The organism is Thermodesulfobacteriota bacterium, assembly GCA_030583865.1.
In the GTDB taxonomy this organism is placed as follows: Bacteria; Desulfobacterota; GWC2-55-46; order GWC2-55-46; family GWC2-55-46; genus UBA5799.
The window spans coordinates 445,723-462,142 of the sequence record CP129479.1; the positions used below are offsets into that span (position 1 = coordinate 445,723).

Annotated in this window: 15 protein-coding genes and 1 pseudogene; 11 read left to right on the forward strand and 5 right to left on the reverse strand. The window is 58.3% G+C overall.

Annotation, left to right across the window (positions count from 1 at the left end; translation table 11 throughout):
- Positions 1–381: 381 nt before the first annotated feature.
- The 3 genes from dtd to QY316_02115 form a co-directional block, all read right to left on the reverse strand.
- The gene (gene dtd, locus QY316_02105) at positions 382–828 is read right to left on the reverse strand and encodes a D-aminoacyl-tRNA deacylase (protein ID WKZ33222.1); all 447 of its coding nucleotides are present in this window, start codon (positions 826–828) and stop codon (positions 382–384) included.
- Positions 829–1,617 carry an SAM-dependent chlorinase/fluorinase gene (locus QY316_02110; protein WKZ33223.1) on the reverse strand — a complete coding sequence of 263 codons (789 nt, stop codon included), beginning with the start codon at positions 1,615–1,617 and terminating at the stop codon, positions 829–831.
- Between the two features lie 173 nt (positions 1,618–1,790).
- Entirely contained in the window at positions 1,791–2,081 is a 291-nt protein-coding gene (locus tag QY316_02115; protein ID WKZ33224.1) for a DUF1540 domain-containing protein, read from the reverse strand.
- A gap of 312 nt (positions 2,082–2,393) precedes the next feature.
- Here QY316_02115 and QY316_02120 point away from each other — a divergent pair, with 312 nt between their 5' ends.
- The 3 genes and pseudogenes from QY316_02120 to QY316_02130 all read left to right on the forward strand — a co-directional run bounded on the left by QY316_02120 (position 2,394) and on the right by QY316_02130 (position 4,287).
- Positions 2,394–3,647, forward strand: coding sequence for an HD-GYP domain-containing protein (locus tag QY316_02120; GenBank protein WKZ33225.1), 1,254 nt, complete (start codon positions 2,394–2,396; stop codon positions 3,645–3,647).
- Between the two features lie 163 nt (positions 3,648–3,810).
- Positions 3,811–4,020: pseudogene (locus QY316_02125) on the forward strand (DUF2249 domain-containing protein).
- 42 nt (positions 4,021–4,062) lie between these two features.
- Positions 4,063–4,287, forward strand: coding sequence for a NifU family protein (locus QY316_02130; protein WKZ34058.1), 225 nt, complete (start codon positions 4,063–4,065; stop codon positions 4,285–4,287).
- A gap of 252 nt (positions 4,288–4,539) precedes the next feature.
- Here QY316_02130 and QY316_02135 read toward each other — a convergent pair whose 3' ends face one another.
- Positions 4,540–4,692, reverse strand: a complete 153-nt coding sequence (locus tag QY316_02135) for a YHS domain-containing protein (protein WKZ33226.1) — start codon at positions 4,690–4,692, stop codon at positions 4,540–4,542.
- Positions 4,693–4,901: 209 nt separating this feature from the next.
- Complete coding sequence (locus tag QY316_02140) at positions 4,902–6,119, reverse strand: radical SAM protein (GenBank protein ID WKZ33227.1); 1,218 nt, start codon at positions 6,117–6,119, stop codon at positions 4,902–4,904.
- A 204-nt stretch (positions 6,120–6,323) separates the two neighbouring features.
- On the opposite strand from QY316_02140, the gene QY316_02145 reads away from it, so the two are divergent.
- The 8 genes from QY316_02145 (at position 6,324) to mraY (ending at position 16,407) form a co-directional block, all read left to right on the forward strand.
- Entirely contained in the window at positions 6,324–7,706 is a 1,383-nt protein-coding gene (locus tag QY316_02145) for an MBL fold metallo-hydrolase (protein WKZ33228.1), read from the forward strand.
- Between the two features lie 633 nt (positions 7,707–8,339).
- On the forward strand, positions 8,340–8,774 hold the full coding sequence (gene mraZ, locus QY316_02150; GenBank protein ID WKZ33229.1) for a division/cell wall cluster transcriptional repressor MraZ: 435 nt from the start codon (positions 8,340–8,342) through the stop codon (positions 8,772–8,774).
- A gap of 3 nt (positions 8,775–8,777) precedes the next feature.
- Positions 8,778–9,713 (forward strand): 16S rRNA (cytosine(1402)-N(4))-methyltransferase RsmH, encoded by a 936-nt coding sequence (gene rsmH, locus QY316_02155; protein ID WKZ33230.1) that lies wholly within the window; start codon positions 8,778–8,780, stop codon positions 9,711–9,713.
- Between the two features lie 227 nt (positions 9,714–9,940).
- Entirely contained in the window at positions 9,941–10,285 is a 345-nt protein-coding gene (locus QY316_02160) for a cell division protein FtsL (GenBank protein ID WKZ33231.1), read from the forward strand.
- Positions 10,282–12,246 (forward strand): penicillin-binding protein, encoded by a 1,965-nt coding sequence (locus QY316_02165; GenBank protein WKZ33232.1) that lies wholly within the window; start codon positions 10,282–10,284, stop codon positions 12,244–12,246. The genes QY316_02160 and QY316_02165 overlap by 4 nt, the downstream gene beginning before the upstream one ends.
- A gap of 117 nt (positions 12,247–12,363) precedes the next feature.
- Positions 12,364–13,893 carry a UDP-N-acetylmuramoyl-L-alanyl-D-glutamate--2,6-diaminopimelate ligase gene (locus QY316_02170; GenBank protein WKZ33233.1) on the forward strand — a complete coding sequence of 510 codons (1,530 nt, stop codon included), beginning with the start codon at positions 12,364–12,366 and terminating at the stop codon, positions 13,891–13,893.
- A gap of 20 nt (positions 13,894–13,913) precedes the next feature.
- Positions 13,914–15,284: a UDP-N-acetylmuramoyl-tripeptide--D-alanyl-D-alanine ligase gene (murF, locus tag QY316_02175; GenBank protein WKZ33234.1), complete on the forward strand. Its 1,371-nt coding sequence runs from the start codon at positions 13,914–13,916 to the stop codon at positions 15,282–15,284.
- 52 nt (positions 15,285–15,336) lie between these two features.
- Positions 15,337–16,407, forward strand: a complete 1,071-nt coding sequence (mraY, locus tag QY316_02180) for a phospho-N-acetylmuramoyl-pentapeptide-transferase (GenBank protein ID WKZ33235.1) — start codon at positions 15,337–15,339, stop codon at positions 16,405–16,407.
- Positions 16,408–16,420 lie beyond the last annotated feature (13 nt).

Here is a 16,420-nt window from a genome sequence, read left to right on the forward strand (position 1 = left end):
GCGGAATGCCGGTAATCTTCAACGGGCCCCTAAAGTCGCTTCGCTCCTACAGCCCCGGCCCGTTCACGCTCTTCCTCCCTTATGCTACGCTCGCCTTACCCTCCGGGGGTTGTTAAAGACAAAAAAATCTCACAGCACTTTTGTTTTTGCATTTAAAACAACCGGGGGCATAAGGCGGAGCGAGCATAGGGATGGGGAAAGGGCGGGAGGGGCGGGGCAGCAGGAGCGAGACCCTAAAAAGGGCCGAGCGACTTAAGGGCCGAGCCCGGAGGATGGAGGCGGAAGGAGAGCGGAGCCGCGCGAATGCGCGGAAAAGGTCTTTTAAATTAATGGAAGCATATCCCCGATAGAGATCGAAGTTGCAAAAAAGGCTATAGCAGACTAAAAGCTTTTCCTGCTGTCGAGCATGACCGTGACGGGCCCGTCGTTCACCAGCCTGACATCCATATGCGCCTGGAACTCGCCAGTCTCCACCAGGGCCGACTCGCGTAGCCTCTTTACGAGCGCCTCGTACATCTCCCTTGCCCTTTGCGGCTCCTCGGCCCTGACGAAGGAGGGCCTTTTGCCCTTCCTGCAGTCACCGAGCAAGGTAAACTGCGAGATGACGAGAAGCGACCCGCCGGCCTCTTTGACGTCCAGGTTCATCCTGCCCTCGCGGTCCTCGAATACCCTCAGGCCGGTTATCTTGGAGGCCGTGTACTCCAGGTCCTCCGGGCCGTCGCCCTTCTCGACACCGACGAAGACGAGGAGCCCTCTTTCAATGGCCCCTGTTATTCGACCGGATACGGAAACAGAAGCGGACGACACCCTCTGGACAACGGCCCTCATCTACTTCACTGTCCTCACCGCCACGGTGTCGCCCACGCGGGCCCCGAGGGCCTCTGCGGCGCTTCCGCAATTGACCGCGACCTCGAGATACCCTGTGCTTCCTATGAGAGCCGCCGTGGCGCCCTTCTCGAACATGGCGTACGTCTTTTTGAGGCCGGAGAGCGCGGCGCTTTTGACTGAAACCTCCACCGCGGCCCCGTCCAGGGCTGAAAGCTCCTCGCGCCGGATGTTCGTTATGAGGTTCCCGAAAGAATCTATATAGACGACCTCGCCCCTTATGCCGCCAGCCTCCGGGACCGTCCTCGGCAGATCGAGCGCACGGATCTTATCGAGGGCCTGCCCCATCTCCTCGGGATTTGCGCCCAGGCTTAAGTGGGCCGCAATTGGGCCGAATATGTCCCGTCCGTGAAAGGTGCTCGCTACCTCGTCCCTGAAGAACTCCATATTTGTAAGCTCTATGGCCCTTACGATGCCGTCCTCGCGGACCGAGGGGCTCAGGAGCCCGTTATCAGGGCCGACATAAAAAAACCTTTTGGTTTCGACCAGTATCGGTTTCCTGTCGCCCCCCACGCCGGGGTCCACGACCGCCACATGGATGGTCTTTTCAGGAAAATACCGGGAGGCGCCAAGCAGCACGAACGCGCCCTCGAGGATGTTCCCTGGCTGGACAAGATGGGTTATGTCGACGGTCCGAACCGCGGGGTTGACCGACAATACCGCGCCTTTCATGGCGCCCTGGTAGGGGTCCTTGAGCCCGAAATCGGTCGTGAGGGTGATTATCCGTTCCATTGCGGAATAGTCTATTACACGGGGGCCGGTTTTTCAATCCCGCAGGCGCGGGAGAGCGCGCCCCCGCCCGTGGCCCCGGTCAGGAATGCCTGGATAAGAATAAACGTGAAAGACGGGCAGACGGCGGCTGAAGGGCGTTCATGACCTCCAGCCACTACGATATTTTGAAGCCGTCAGCCCCTGGGGGAGAAGGTCTTGCAGTCCGCGTGCTCGCTGTGGTGGGAGACGTTGATGCCGGGAGCGGTGCACTCGTATGACTTGTTATAATTGCATTCGTAGGCCCTGCATGCCCCCACACCCCCTACGATGTCCGCCCCGCCCTTTGTCGGGGCCCTGTAAAAGGTGTCGCACGTGGCATGTCCGCCGTCGCCGACCGTGATGGCCATAGTGTGGCATTCGCTGTTTGTATTGTAAGCGCATTCCAGCACCGTGCAACTCATTATCTTCGGCATGGTAATGGCCATTGCATTCCCCCTTTTTTATGGATCCCGAGCAGCCCTTTACCCCTGTCAATTCTGAGTATAATCCCGTTCCTGGCCGTGTCAATCCGACTCATTAAGCCCTAAAGAATTTCTCCCGCCCTTCCGATAAATCTGAGTGGAGGCAACCTCTAAAAATTAGAGATTTTTACCGCAATCGAGGAAGGCCGGGAATAAAAAGCGGAGCATATATGGCGATATGTGAGCATTTTTATTCTCGGACTGACGCAGAGTCCGGGGAAAAGATCAATTTTTAGAAGTTGTCCGGATAAAATCGCCTTCGGACGGCCTAAATAGATGATGAAAAAAATAAGACTGAATGAGTTGGAAAAAGGCATGTATGTCTGCGGCGTCGAGAAGCGCGGCATGAGCCCGGTTTTCCTCGTAAATGACATCCTCGTGCGCTCGGATGACGACCTGGCGAGGATGTCGGCCAGGGGATACGCCCATGTATACATTTCACTGAATGAGGAAGCTCCCACCGGAAATCCCGCCAGTGGCGGGGCAGAAGACGGGCCTGCCGCCGTTCCTTTTTACCCGGAAACTGCTGCGCTGGCCGTGGCCGCTGAAGGGGCTGGGCAGGCCGAAGACTGCAAAACCGGCGCGTACGACCCCTATGGCGAGTTCAAGAAGGAGCTTACGGAGGCGGAGGCCATCCGGCACGACGCCGAACAGGTGGTGAGGGACTTCCTGCAGAACGCAAGGTGCGGCAATAGCATAGACTCGGAAAAAGTGCTTGAAACCGTGGGCCGCATGGTCGACTCGGTAATAAGGAACCAGGACGCCCTGACGAGCCTTGCACGCCTTAAGAGCTTTGACGACTACACCTTCGCCCATTCCGTGAACGTGTGCATACTCTCGCTCGCAGTGGGCCGCCACCTCGGCCTTGAAAAAGGCGATCTCGACCAGCTCGGCCTCGGGGCCATACTCCACGACATAGGGAAGATGCTCGTGCCCGGAGAGCTCCTTAACAAGCCCGGACGCCTTAGCGAAGGCGAATTCAATGTAATGAGAAAGCACACGGAGCTCGGCAAGGACGTGCTCGCCGGGATGAAATGCGTGAAGGAGCCCGCGTTGAAGGTCGTGCTCGAGCACCACGAGCGTTTCGACGGGAGCGGCTACCATATGCGCCTTTCAGGGAGCGGCATACACCTCTACGCGCGAATAGCGGGAGTGGCCGACGTTTACGACGCGATGACCAGCAACAGGGTCTACCAGAAGGGGATGAGGCCGGAAGACGCGCTCAAGAGGCTCTACCATTCACGCGGTTCGCTCTTCGACCCGGAGCTCGTCGAGAGGCTCATAAAGTGCCTCGGCGTCTATCCCATAGGGACCTGCGTAGAGCTCAATACCGGCGAAGCGGCCATCGTCAACATGATAAACCACTCGCACCCGCTCAAGCCCAGGGTGCTGCTTATTGCCGACAGTGAGGGCCTGCCCTTCCCCGAGCCCCTGGAAACCGACCTCAAGGAGGACGCCGGGAGGTGGATAGTCGGCTCTAAAAGACCCGAGGAATTCGGCTCCCGTATCTCTGCCCTCTGCGCCAACTGACCTGACGCTCGCAAAAAAAATGTCCGACCCCTCTACCTTTCCCTCTCTTTCAGGGCGGAGGCGCGTTGCCTCCGCCCTGAAATGCCGCCATTACACGCCTGTCGATAATCAGTGACCGCTCCGCGGAAATATTGTATATTGTAGGCCTGGAATGGAGGTAGCCATGAACGGACCAGTGAAGCTTGACCTGAGGGGCGCGCCCGTGCACGAACGCCACCCAATGGTATTCGACGGATGGGAAGGTCTCGGTACCGGCAAGGTCCTGCAGATAGTGAACGACTACGACCCGAGGGCCATCAGGTATATGCTTGAATCCGAATACGCCGGAAAGTTCGAATGGGAGTGCGTATCCAAAGGCCCCGAATGGGTTGTGAACATAACCAGGACGAGGCTTCCCGAGGCGACCGGCGAGGATCTGAGGAAAAAGGTCATCGCCGGGCTCGACAAGGTGAGGCCGCACCTGCAGGCCGACGGCGGCGACGTCGAGCTTGTGGAGATAGACGAGGCCGAAAAGGTCGTAAAGGTGCGGCTTACAGGCGCGTGCGGCGGCTGCCCCTCCGCGGCCATGACCCTGAAGTCGGGGGTGGAAGTCCAGGTGAGAAAATTCGCCCCGGAGATATTGAGGGTCGAGCCGGTTTAGGGCTTAGGGGTCGAGCGAGCGGATGCAAATCCGGAAAACTTCCTCTTGTGTCGGAGATTCCCGGCGGAATGCCGGGAATCTTCAACGGGCCTCTAAAGTCGCTTCCTCCCCCTTCCCCGGCCCGTTCACGCTCATCCTCCCTTATGCTACGCTCGCCTTACCATCCGGGGTTTTGTTTCAAGGCAAAGAAAGACTTTGCGAATCAGCATTCGTCTGATGAAAAGGTCCGATCCCTTCGCACCTGTTCTAAATTCATGCGGTCTTTTTCACGAAGCGCTCGGGCGCGTGCTCAAAGGCCTCCTTGCATGCCTCGCTGCAGAAGTAATATGTCTTGCCATTGTATTCGGCCGTGGCCTCGGCGTCCTCTTCGCTAAGCTCCATCTTGCATACGGGGTCGGCAGGCATGGCTCACCTCCTTTATGGTCACCCGGTTTGAGCCTTTGGGACGGCCTCGCTCAACAGGGCCCGGTTATGCGGAATTTTTCGGAAGGCAGTCTTCCCTCCAGCAGCACAGAAGCTGGTCGCATGAATCGCCTGCCGTCCCGAAGCACGGGAAATTTCCCTCTGCCCTCTGTATCTCCCTTATGAGTTCCCCTTTTCCCTTCCTCGACGTCTTAAGCCCGAGCCTCTTCGCCTTTTCCCGTACCTTTTCCATCTGCATCAGCGGCCTTCCTCCTTCCGTCTTCTTCCCGTGAAAACCCCCTGTGTATGTGCTTCAATACCCACTCAAGCCCCCTCGAATAGGTGTTGTAATAATGATAGACCTGGTAGTTGCATGTAGAAAGGCACTTGGGGTTGCACTCCTTTTTCATCTCGCGGAGCCTCGCATGGTCGAATGCCGGCTCCCAGACCCTGCCCCAGTCTTTCTCGGTCGAATACAGCTCGAAGCAGGGGGCGAGCGTGCCGTCGAGCCGTATTACAAGAGAGTTTGTCCCGGCCCTGCAGTCCCAGGGCCTGCCCTTTCCCCTCACGAATTCCTTCATGGAACGGAGGTGCTCGGCGGAGTTGACCATGGGCCAGCCTTCGAGGTTCCTCTCGACGAGCCAGTCTATGAGTTCGTCGGTCTTCCTGAAATGCTCCTCTGATATCCAGAAGCCCTGCTCAAGGTACTTGTAATGTTTCTGCTCGATGACGGGGTGCTCGTTCATGTGATAGTCGGTGCCGATGTCGTGGTCCCGGGCTATGCGGGTAAGCTCCTTTACGTCCTCGATGTTCTCGGAGGTGATGTTTATGTTGAAGAAAATGATATAGCCGTACTTTTCCCTGAGCCTCACGAGGTGCTTGAAATGCGCCTTTACCCTCTCGAAGCTCTTCGGCAGCCCCGGCGCTTCCTTTATCTTATCGACCGCCAGGTTTATTGCCGCCACACCCGCGTCCCCGGCCCGCTCGATGAAGTCCCTGTCCATGAGGATGCCGTTCGTGGGGAGGTACATGAAGAAATCGCGGTCGCTCCCGTATTTGATTACGTCCAAAATGAACTTCTTCCGAAGGAGCGGCTCGCCCCCCATCAGGGCCACCACCCTGCAGCCCACTGTCCGGAGCCAGTCTATTGACTTTCTCGCCGTCTCCGGGGTCATGCCCTTCACTTTGTTGTTCCAGGTGAAGCAGTACCAGCAGTTTACGTTGCATTTCCAGTCGGTAAAAAGGTAGGAGAGGAGCGGCCTGAACCTGTCGGAATAATACCTCGATTTCAGATACGGTATGTACCAGCAGCGGAGGCCCCTTACGAGGTTTTTCGCCGTGTTCCGCGTCCTTTTGGCCAGAAGCCTGCCCGTTTTCCCGTCATCATCGAAACCCTTGTCCGCACCCGTTCTGCCCGGCTTTGAAAGCATGGCTCCCTCCTCCGGAAAAAACGCGGTCTTCCCCGTTGCGGGGCCGCTCACCATCATAAATTAGGACAGCTTTTGTCCCTTCAGTCAACTACCCGGCGGGCTGAAACCGGAAAGGCGCAATTTTGCTCTGATTTTTTCGGCCCGCTTCCAAAGACCGGCATTAAAATGGTATGCTGTTGCCTTGTTCCGAGGGAGGGGGAAAACATGAAACTTACGTTCGTCGGCGGCGCGAGCACAGTAACCGGCTCCTGCTACCATATCGAGGTCGGAAAATTCAGGTTCCTTGTCGAATGCGGCCTTCACCAGGGCATGGGCTCGGATGAGCTCAACAGGAACCCCTTCCCTTTCGACCCGGCATCGCTCGACTTCATATTCGTAACGCACGCCCACATAGACCACTCCGGGATGCTCCCGAGGGCAGTGAGGGACGGCTTCAAGGGGAAGATAATCTCGACGGCTGCCACGAGGGACCTCCTCGAGCCCATGCTCTACGACGCGGCGAGCATACAGGAGAGCGACAGCGAATGGGCCACGCGGAAGGCCCTCCGCTCCGGCAGGCCGCCGCAGGAGCCCCTTTACACGAGCGAGGACGTCGAGAACGTGCTCCCTCTTTTTGAGATAAAGGAATACGACAAGATTTACCACCTCGGGCCGGGCGTGAAATTCCGTTTTCTCGATGCGGGGCACATACTGGGCTCGGCCTCGCTCGAGATATGGTACCAGGATAGCCCCGAAGAGAAAAAGATCGTCTTCTCAGGCGACATCGGCAAGAAGGAGAACCCCATAATAAAAGACCCCTCGGCGCCGGGCCTCGCGAATTACGTGGTGATGGAGTCCACTTACGGCAACAGGTCGCACAAGCCCTTGAACGAATCGATAAACGAGCTCGTAAGCGCGATAAAGACGACCTTCAGGAAGGGCGGGAACGTCTATATCCCTTCGTTCGCAGTGGGCAGGGCCCAGGACCTTCTTTATATCCTCAATAACCTGGTGCGCGAGGGCCGCCTATACAGGATAGACGTCTACCTCGACAGCCCCCTTGCCGAGGCCGTAACGAAGATTTATGTTGCGCACCCGGAATGCTTTGACGAGGAGGCGCGCCACCTCTTCACCACCCGGCAGTCGGATTCGTCGATAAGGCTCCACTTCGTCCGTACGGCAGAGGAGTCGATGAAGCTCAACAGGCTCCGCTCCGGCAATATCATCATAGCCGGGAGCGGCATGTGCGAGGGCGGGAGAATTAAGCACCATCTAAAGCACAACCTCTGGCGCTCGGAATGCAGCGTCGTATTCGTGGGCTACCAGGCAAAGGGCACGCTCGGACGGAAGATAGTAGACGGCGCGAAGTCCGTGACCGTCCTCGGAGAAGAAGTCCTTGTCCGCGCCTCCATCCACACCATAAACGGCTTTTCGGCCCACGCGGGCAGGGAGGGCCTCCTTGAATGGCTCTCGGACTTCGACGACTCGCCGGAGATATTCATCGTGCACGGCGAGGACGAGGCCGGGGAATCGTTCGCGGGGCTTATAAAGGAGAAGTACGGGTTTGCGACGAGGAGGCCGAAGAACGGGGAGACGGTGGAGATATAAGAGAATAACATTGATTCATAAATAGGAAAACCCAGATCACAAAAAGAAAAAAAATGGCATTTTTCTTCTATTCACATTGAGTCTAAGAATAAAAATCAATCAAGCTCCAAATTTCTGCAAAGGGCAACCCTGAAAACGGGAATTCATAGGCGCATGCCGTCTGTCAGCCAAATCGCTTCCATTCATTGCATTTGAATTGGGGTGGCCAGGCGCATCCGGCTTCGGCACAAGCTTGAAACGGATGGGCTGAGGCCCAAACGCTTGCAGTCCATAACAAGAGTAAAAAAGCAGTTTGTTTTTAGCTTTGCATATCTGCCACTCGCTCCTATCCCACTTCTGGCTGCAACACCCCACTTTAGATTGATCTTTCGAAGGAATTTTGTCACTCACCTGAGTCGAAGCCCCCACTAATAGTATACTTTGAAATCCCTTCTACAATAAGTTGAATACTGCTGATTTTCTGAGAATTTCTGAAGCCTTACCTTCTCAGATTTCCCTTGACAAAGAATTTCATCGGGAATATAGTTGACCAGCGTGTGGTATAAAGTGGTATTAAGTGGTATAAGAGGCCCCCAAGTGGAATGAATGCATTCCTTAACTTGCTGGTTCCATGCAGACCGGGGAAGATAAGCGATGTTCAAGGGCAGGTACGAGCACCTAATCGATTCCAAGGGCAGGATCAGCATACCCTCGAGGTTCAGGGAGACGCTGAACGAGAGATACGATTCCCGCCTCGTCGTGACCAACTACGACGGCTGCCTCATAGCCTACCCCCTTGCCGAATGGCAGAAACTCGAAGAAAAGATATCCGCCCTTCCGGAGTTCAAGAAGGACACGAAGGCGTTCCTCCGTTTTTTCTACTCCAGCGCGGCTGATTGCGCGATCGACAAGCTCGGGAGGATCCTCGTCCCGCAGACGCTCAGGGACTATGCGAAGCTTGAAAAAGAGGTCGTCCTCATCGGCGCGTTCAGGCACATGGAGATATGGAGCAAGCCCCAGTGGGAGCAGGCGGCCGCGGCAGCTTCGGATGACGAGATAGTGAACACCCTCGAGCGCCTGGGACTATAGGGAATGGCGGAGTTCGCGCACCTTCCCGTGATGCCCGCCGAGGTAGTGGATTTTCTCGGCTGCGCCCGGGCCGGGGCCTATGTGGACGGCACCGTGGGCGGCGGCGGCCACGCCTCAGAGATACTCAAGGCGAACCCCGGCAACAGGCTCATAGGCCTGGACAGGGATTCGGACGCGCTGGCAGCGGCTCAGAAGGCGCTCGCGCCCTTTACAGGAAGGTTCGTCCTGGTAAAGGAGAACTTCAGGAACGTAAGCGCTGTCCTCGAGCGCCTCGAAGAGGGGCCGGTGGACGGCATGCTCCTCGACCTGGGGGTCTCGTCATACCAGCTCGAAAGCCCGGAGCGGGGCTTCAGCTTCCGCTTCGATTCGAAGCTCGACATGAGGATGGACAGGTCCTCGGGGCTCACTGCCCGCGACCTTGTGAATACGCTCGAAGAAGGCGAGCTTTTCCGCATCTTCATGGAATACGGGGAGGAGGCCCACTCGAGGAGGATAGCTAGGGCCATCGTGAAGGCGAGGGCGGCTGGAACGATAGAGACGACCGGCGAGCTTCAGCGCATAGTCGTCGAGGCGGTCCCGGCGAAGTTGAGGGGCGGCAGGATACACCCGGCCACGCGCGTTTTCCAGGCCCTGAGGATAGCCGTGAACGACGAGCTCGGCAGCCTCAGGGAAGGGCTCGCAACAGGGATGGAGTCCCTTAAGCCAGGCGGCAGGATGGTGGTCATATCCTTCCACTCGCTCGAGGACAGGATAGTAAAGGCCGCGTTCAGGAAGGCCGCGACCGGCTGCATATGCCCTCCGAAGTTCCCGGTCTGCGTATGCAAGAGGACGCCGCAGGCGCGGCTCGTATCGAAAAAGGCGGTCGCGCCTTCGGAGGAAGAGGTCGGCGGTAACCCGAGGGCAAGGAGCGCAAAGCTTCGCGCCATCGAGAAGCTCTGAAAATGGCAACCCCTAAAAATTGCCGTTTTCACCGGGCTCTGCGTAGGTTACGTGAATAAAAATGCTCACATATTCACATGGATGCTCCGCTTTTTATTTCCGCCCTTCCGGGAAAAGCGGAAAAATCTCAAATTTTCAGGGGGGTTGCCTATATGCTGCCCAACGGCCTGGCCGGGGGCAGGATGTGGTGAAGGCGGAGTTCGAGGCAAAAAAGAGAAGGAGGCGTCATGGCTGAGGTGGTAAGCAAAAAGCTCGAGTTCCCGGGGGTGCTCCTCGGGCAGGACGTGAAGGCCAAGAGGGACCCGAGAGACCTGAATTTCATATACCTCGCCGTAGCCGCCTCGCTCGCCGCCATGCTTATCGTATTCGGCTTCGTCTGGAGCAGGCTCATGGTCGTGAACGCCGGCTACGAGATATCAAGGGCAAACAGCGCCAGGGCGGCCCTCATAGAGCAGAATAAAAGGCTCAAGCTCGAGTACGTGCGCCTTAAGTCGCCTGAGAGAATAGAGAGGATCGCGGCGGAGATGGGCTTCGACAACCCCAAGAGCGGGCAGATAATCGTCCTCAGATGAGGAGGAGAAAGCAGGCCAAGGGAGATGCTTACCTCAAGCTCAGGCTGTATGTCATCCTGGGCCTTTTCCTTGCGGCCTTCGGCGCGATAATCTTCAGGGCCGTCCAGCTCCAGATAGTGAAGGGGCCGGAGCTCAAGAAGATGGCCGACAGGCAGCACAGGAAGACCCTGAACCTCCAGTCCAAGAGGGGGGACATATACGACAGGAACCTCAAAGAGCTGGCCGTGAGCATAGAGGTGGACTCGGTGTTCGCCCAGCCCGACAAGATAGAATCCCCCAGGGCTACGGCCAGGGCGCTGGCTCCGGTAATCGGGGTGTCCTCTTTCGAGCTCGAAAAGAAGCTCTCCGGGGAGGGGAGGTTCGTGTGGCTCAAGCGCCAGGTCGACTTGAAGGGCAAGGACCGCGACATGATACGCGGCCTCGAAGGCATAGGGATAATAAAGGAGGGCAGGAGGTTCTACCCGAACAGGCAGCTCGCCTCAAACCTCATAGGCTTCACCGGCCTTGACGCAAGCGGACTTGAAGGCGTCGAGAAGTACTATGACACGATGCTGAAGGGCTCCTCGGCAAGGCTCACCGGCGAGAGGGACGCTATGGGCAGGGGCCTTCTCTACGAGGACCTCGACAAGACCGTGCCGCTCCGGGGCATGGAGGTCGAGCTTACGATAGACAAGTCGATCCAGTACATAGCCGAGAAGTCGCTCAAGAAGGCAGTCGACGCGTACGAAGCGAAGGGCGGGACGGCCATCGTCATGGACCCCATGACGGGCGAGATACTCGCAATGGCGACCCTGCCCTCCTTTGACCCGAACGACATACGGCGCTACGGCTCGGGGAGCTGGAGGAACAGGGCCATAGCCGATGTTTTCGAGCCGGGCTCGACTTTCAAGCTCTTTCTCATAGCCGCCGCCCTGGAGGAGAACATAGTAAAACCGGAAAACCGTTTCTACTGCGAAAACGGCAAGTACAGGGTGGCAGACAGGGTCTTCCACGACACCAAGGAGTACGGCTGGCTGACCGTAACCGAGATACTCAAGTATTCGAGCAACATAGGGACCGCCAAGATAGGAGAGGAGCTAGGCAGCGAGCAGGTTTACAGGTATTTGAAGGCGTTCGGCTTCGGCTCAAGAAACGGCATAGACCTGCCGGGCGAGGCTGCAGGCGTGCTCAGGCACCCGAAGAACTGGTCGAAAGTCTCTCTCCACACCATTTCCTTCGGCCAGGGCGTGTCGGTAACGGGGCTGCAGATGATCACGGCGCTTTCTTCGATAGCTAACGGCGGCTTCCTCATGCAGCCTTACGTGGTGAAATCCGTAAAGGAGCCCGGCGGCAGGCCGGTCGCCGAGACCCATCCGGTCGTCGTGAAAAGGATTATCTCCGATGATACGGCGAAGAAGCTTACGAGGATGATGGTCGAGGCCACCGGGAAAAAGAGCACGGGAGAGCTTGCGGCGCTTACTGATTTCGAGGTTGCCGGGAAGACCGGGACCGCGCAGAAGCCCGACTTCAAAAAGGGCGGCTATGCGAGGGGTGACTACATAGCCTCTTTCATGGGCTTTGTGCCGGCGGACGACCCGAGGCTTGCGATACTCGTGACCGTGGACGAGCCCCAGGGCGAGTATTACGGCGGCAAAGTGGCCGGCCCCGTGTTCAGGGAAATCGCCGAGGAGTCATTGGCGTACCTCGGGGTTTTCAGGGAAGGGCCCGGCGCGATGAGGGTCGAAAGGGCCCTCATGCATGAGGACGCGGCGCCTCTTGACGGGTACGCCGAGGAGCTTTCCGGGATACGGCCCATGGCAGTCCCGGACTTCAAGGGGAAGTCCGTGAGGATGGTGATGAGGATGTCAAGGGAGAGGTCCTTTGACGTCGAGGTAAGGGGGAGCGGCAGGGCCGTAAGCCAGAGCCTGCCCCCGGGCTCGTCAATACCGTCAAAAGGGCCGGTTATAGTGGAGTTCAGGTAAAAAGAAGGGTTTGAAAAGAAAGCCCCTCTTGTGAGACAATACCGCGTTGAAGCAGGCGCTCAGGCCCCGGCTTTCGGGAGCGTAAGCCGCCGGTTTCCTTAAGTTTTAAGAGGCAGCATGAAACTTGGCCAGATAACACCGTCTCTGGGCTGCAAGGTCCTCGGAAGCGTCGATATAGAGATTACCGGCATCTCCTCTGATTCTCGGAATATCGCAAGAAGCAGCCGACCGGGCGAAGGGGCACTCTTCGCCGCCATCCCAGGCGAGCACGTTGACGGCCATTCCTTCATACCCCAGGCCGTTTCATCCGGCGCTCCCGCCGTCCTTGCCGAGAGGGAGACCCCTTCCTTACCCGCCACCCAGATCATAGTGCCGGACGTGAGGGAGGCGCTCTCAAGGGCCGCTGACGTCTTCTACGGCGAGCCGTCAAGGGAAGTAGCCGTAATCGGCGTTACGGGCACGAACGGGAAGACGACAACCACGTATCTTATCGAGGCCATACTCCTCGAGGCCGGCAAGCGGCCCGGGGTAATAGGCACGGTCAACTACCGTTATAACGGAAAGGCCTTCAGCGCCCCGCATACCACCCCGCAGGCCCCGGAGCTGCAGAAGATGCTCCGGGAGATGGCGGACGCCGATGTTACGCACTGCGTGATGGAGGTCTCCTCCCATGCGCTCGAGCAGAAGCGGGCGGCGCATTTGAGGTTCAGGGCCGGGGCCTTCACGAACCTCACGCACGACCACCTTGACTACCACAAGACGATGGACGAGTACTTCAGGTGCAAGTCCATCCTCTTCGACATGCTCCGCTCAACCGGCGGGATACAAGTCATAAACATCGACGACCCCTGGGGGGAAAGGCTCAAGGAGGCCAACCCCGGCGCAATCACCTTCAGCCTCAGGGACGGCAGCGCACATGTCCGCCCGAAGAGCTACTCCCTCCTCGAAGGCCGGACCGAGGCCGTCATATCGACCCCCGCTGGCGAGGCCGCGATAGATGCGCACCTGGTCGGCGAATACAACCTGCAGAACATGCTATGCGCGATGGCGGTTGCCGTATCGATGGGCATAGAACCGGGGACCGCGGCCAGGGGCATAGGCAGGCTCGAACGCGTGCCCGGAAGGCTCGAGAAGCTCGTATCCGGCGGCGAGGGCGCGTTCAGGGCCTATGTCGATTACGCTCACACCGCGGACGCGCTGGAGCGGGCGCTTATTGCATTGAGGCCCGTGACGAGCGGCAGGCTCATAACGGTGTTCGGCTGCGGCGGAAACCGAGACAGGAAAAAAAGGCCCGTTATGGGCGAGGCCGCGGCCAGGTATTCGGACATAGTCATAGTCACGTCCGACAACCCGAGGGACGAGGACCCGCTGGATATAATAAGCGAGATAGAGGCGGGCATGAAGGGCGTAAGGAAGTTCGGCCCGGGGGAGAGGCCCTCAGGAAAGGGCTATATGGTGGTCCCCGAGAGGAGAGAGGCGCTACGGAAGGCCGTGAGCATGGCGGGCAAGGGCGACACCATACTCGCCGCGGGCAAAGGGCACGAGGACTATCAGATAATAAAGGGCGTAAAGCACCATTTCGACGACTACGAGGAGCTTCTCTCCCTCATCCACCCCGGCGGCATGGCCGCGAGACAGGCCCTGTGAGGCCCATGAAGGCCGGGGATATGGCCTCCGTAATCGGAGGGAAGCTTGTAAGGGGCGGCAAGGATGCGCTCTCAAGCGGCGTATCTACCGATTCGCGGAACATAAAGCCGGGCGAGGCCTTTTTCGCGCTTAAGGGGCCGAGGTTCGACGGGCACGCGTTCATTAAGGATGTCTTCGCAAAAGGCGCGTCCGTTGCCGTCGTGGAAAAAGAGGACGGCATCGCGGATCTTCCCGAAGTGGCAGCGGTCATAAAAGTAGAGGACGCGCTCAAGGCGCTCGGCTCCCTTGCGGCCCACGTGAGAAGCCTCCACCGCATACCTGTCGTGGCAGTCACGGGGAGCGCCGGGAAGACGACCACCAAGGAGATGATAGCCTCGATACTTTCGGTATCGAGGAAGGTATTGAAGACCGAGGGGAACAGGAATAACCTCATCGGCCTTCCGCTTACGATACTGGGGCTCGACCCCTCGCACGAGGCTGCTGTCCTCGAGCTCGGCATAAGCGAGGAGGGCGAGATGGAGCGCCTCGCGAGCATCTGCGGGCCCGACGTCGCGCTCATAACGAATATCGGAAGGAGCCATCTCCAGAGCCTCGGCTCAATCGATGGCGTTCAAAGGGAGAAGGGACGTCTTTTCGAGCTTCTTCCGCCGCACGGGGTGAAAATCGTGAACCTCGACGACCCTCGGGTCGTCGAGGCCGCAAAAGGCCCCGGCGAGACCGTCACCTTTTCAATGTCGGGGAAGGCCGACGTGCAGGTCGAAAGCCGGGATTCCGAAGACCCCTTCTCCGGACCCGTTGTTGTCTATAAAGTACGCGGAAAAAAGGTTGAGGCCAGGTTCGCCTCGCCCGGCGTCACCAGTGTAATGAACGGCGCCGCAGCCGTTGCCGCGGCGCTTGCGCTCGGGGCGCCTCTTGAAGACATGGCAGCCGGGCTTTCGGCCCCCCTTGCGGTCAAGGGGAGGATGGCGGTGGTGAAGGCCGGAGGGGTCGTTGTGCTTGACGACACCTATAACGCCAACCCCGAGTCGATGACGGCGGCCCTGAAGACCCTGGCCGGGGCGCGGGGCAGAAAAATCGCCGTGCTCGGCGACATGCTCGAGCTCGGGGACGTGAGCGCAGCGGAGCACGCGTCCATCGGAATGTTAGCTGCCGGGCTCGGGGTCGATGCGCTCGTCGCGATAGGGGAGTTCTCCCTGAACACGGCGGAGGCGGCGCGAGCGGCCGGGGTCGAGAAGTCGTTCGGCTTCGCTTCAAAGGAAGAGGCGTTAAATGCCCTCCGGGCCGTCGTATCGGACGGCGACACGGTCCTCGTAAAGGGATCGAGGGGTGTCGCGCTCGAGGAAGTGGTCGAATTCCTGAAGCGCATGGATTCCAGAAGGGCCTGCGGATAAGAATTCAAAAGGAGGCAATCTCTTTTGAGGTTGCCAGGAGAAACAGGAAGAGATGCTCTATTATTTTCTATACCCGCTGGCCAAGTACCATACGATATTCAACGTATTCCAGTACATCACCTTCAGGACCATCTACGCGGCCATAACCGCGCTCGTCCTGAGCTTCATCATAGGCCCGTACATCATAAGGAAGCTCAAGTCCCTCAAGGTCGGCGAGGTCATAAGGGACTGCGGCCCCTCGAACCACCAGAGCAAGGCCGGCACCCCGACCATGGGCGGCGCCATCATACTGCTCGTCGTCATAATATCGGTGCTCCTCTGGGGCAATATGATGAACGCATACGTATGGCTCCTCCTTTTCGTCACCCTCGGCATGGGGGCCATAGGCTTCGTTGACGACTACGACAAGGTCGTAAGGAAAAAAGGCGGCCTCCGGGCCAGGACCAAGTTCGTTTCGCAGGTCGCCGTCGCGCTCATCGCCGCGCTCTTCCTCTACTACAACGGCGTTGACACTGTCGTGTCCATCCCGTTCTTCAAAAACGCCTCCATTGACCTGAAGGCCTTCTATATCCCGTTCGTGGTCTTCGTCATAGTGGGCACCTCGAACGCGGTGAACCTGACGGACGGCCTGGACGGCCTGGCCATTGGGCCCATGATAATATCCGCGGCAACCTTCATGCTGTTCGCGTATCTCGTCGGGCACGTGAAGATAGCCAACTACCTGCATGTCCTGTACGTGCCCAAGGCCGGCGAGCTTACGGTCTTCGCCGGGGCCATGGTCGGCGCATCGCTGGGTTTTCTCTGGTACAACTCCTATCCTGCGCAGGTCTTCATGGGCGACGTGGGCTCGCTTTCGCTAGGGGGCGCGCTCGGCACCATAGCCGTCATCACCAAGAACGAGTTCCTTCTCCTTATCGTGGGCGGCATATTCGTGGTCGAGGCCCTTTCGGTCATCTTCCAGGTGGCCTCCTTCAAGCTCACCGGCAAGAGGGTCTTCGCAATGGCGCCGATCCACCACCACTTCGAGCTCAAGGGGTGGGCCGAGCCCAAGATAATAGTGCGGTTCTGGATAATATCCATAATACTCGCCCTTGTGGCGATAAGCACCTTGAAGATCAGATGATACGGAGCGCGGT

Excerpts from the sequence above, each read along its gene's own strand:
- QY316_02115 (WKZ33224.1), bottom strand. The coding sequence starts at position 2,081 with ATGGCCATTACCATGCCGAAGATAATGAGTTGCACGGTGCTGGAATGC.
- mraZ (WKZ33229.1), top strand. The coding sequence starts at position 8,340 with ATGTTCAAGGGCAGGTACGAGCACCTAATCGATTCCAAGGGCAGGATC.
- QY316_02160 (WKZ33231.1), top strand. The coding sequence starts at position 9,941 with ATGGCTGAGGTGGTAAGCAAAAAGCTCGAGTTCCCGGGGGTGCTCCTC.
- QY316_02110 (WKZ33223.1), bottom strand. The coding sequence starts at position 1,617 with ATGGAACGGATAATCACCCTCACGACCGATTTCGGGCTCAAGGACCCC.
- QY316_02170 (WKZ33233.1), top strand. The coding sequence starts at position 12,364 with ATGAAACTTGGCCAGATAACACCGTCTCTGGGCTGCAAGGTCCTCGGA.
- QY316_02145 (WKZ33228.1), top strand. The coding sequence starts at position 6,324 with ATGAAACTTACGTTCGTCGGCGGCGCGAGCACAGTAACCGGCTCCTGC.
- mraY (WKZ33235.1), top strand. The coding sequence starts at position 15,337 with ATGCTCTATTATTTTCTATACCCGCTGGCCAAGTACCATACGATATTC.
- dtd (WKZ33222.1), bottom strand. The coding sequence starts at position 828 with ATGAGGGCCGTTGTCCAGAGGGTGTCGTCCGCTTCTGTTTCCGTATCC.
- murF (WKZ33234.1), top strand. The coding sequence starts at position 13,914 with ATGGCCTCCGTAATCGGAGGGAAGCTTGTAAGGGGCGGCAAGGATGCG.
- QY316_02135 (WKZ33226.1), bottom strand. The coding sequence starts at position 4,692 with ATGCCTGCCGACCCCGTATGCAAGATGGAGCTTAGCGAAGAGGACGCC.
- QY316_02140 (WKZ33227.1), bottom strand. The coding sequence starts at position 6,119 with ATGCTTTCAAAGCCGGGCAGAACGGGTGCGGACAAGGGTTTCGATGAT.
- QY316_02120 (WKZ33225.1), top strand. The coding sequence starts at position 2,394 with ATGATGAAAAAAATAAGACTGAATGAGTTGGAAAAAGGCATGTATGTC.
- QY316_02165 (WKZ33232.1), top strand. The coding sequence starts at position 10,282 with ATGAGGAGGAGAAAGCAGGCCAAGGGAGATGCTTACCTCAAGCTCAGG.
- rsmH (WKZ33230.1), top strand. The coding sequence starts at position 8,778 with ATGGCGGAGTTCGCGCACCTTCCCGTGATGCCCGCCGAGGTAGTGGAT.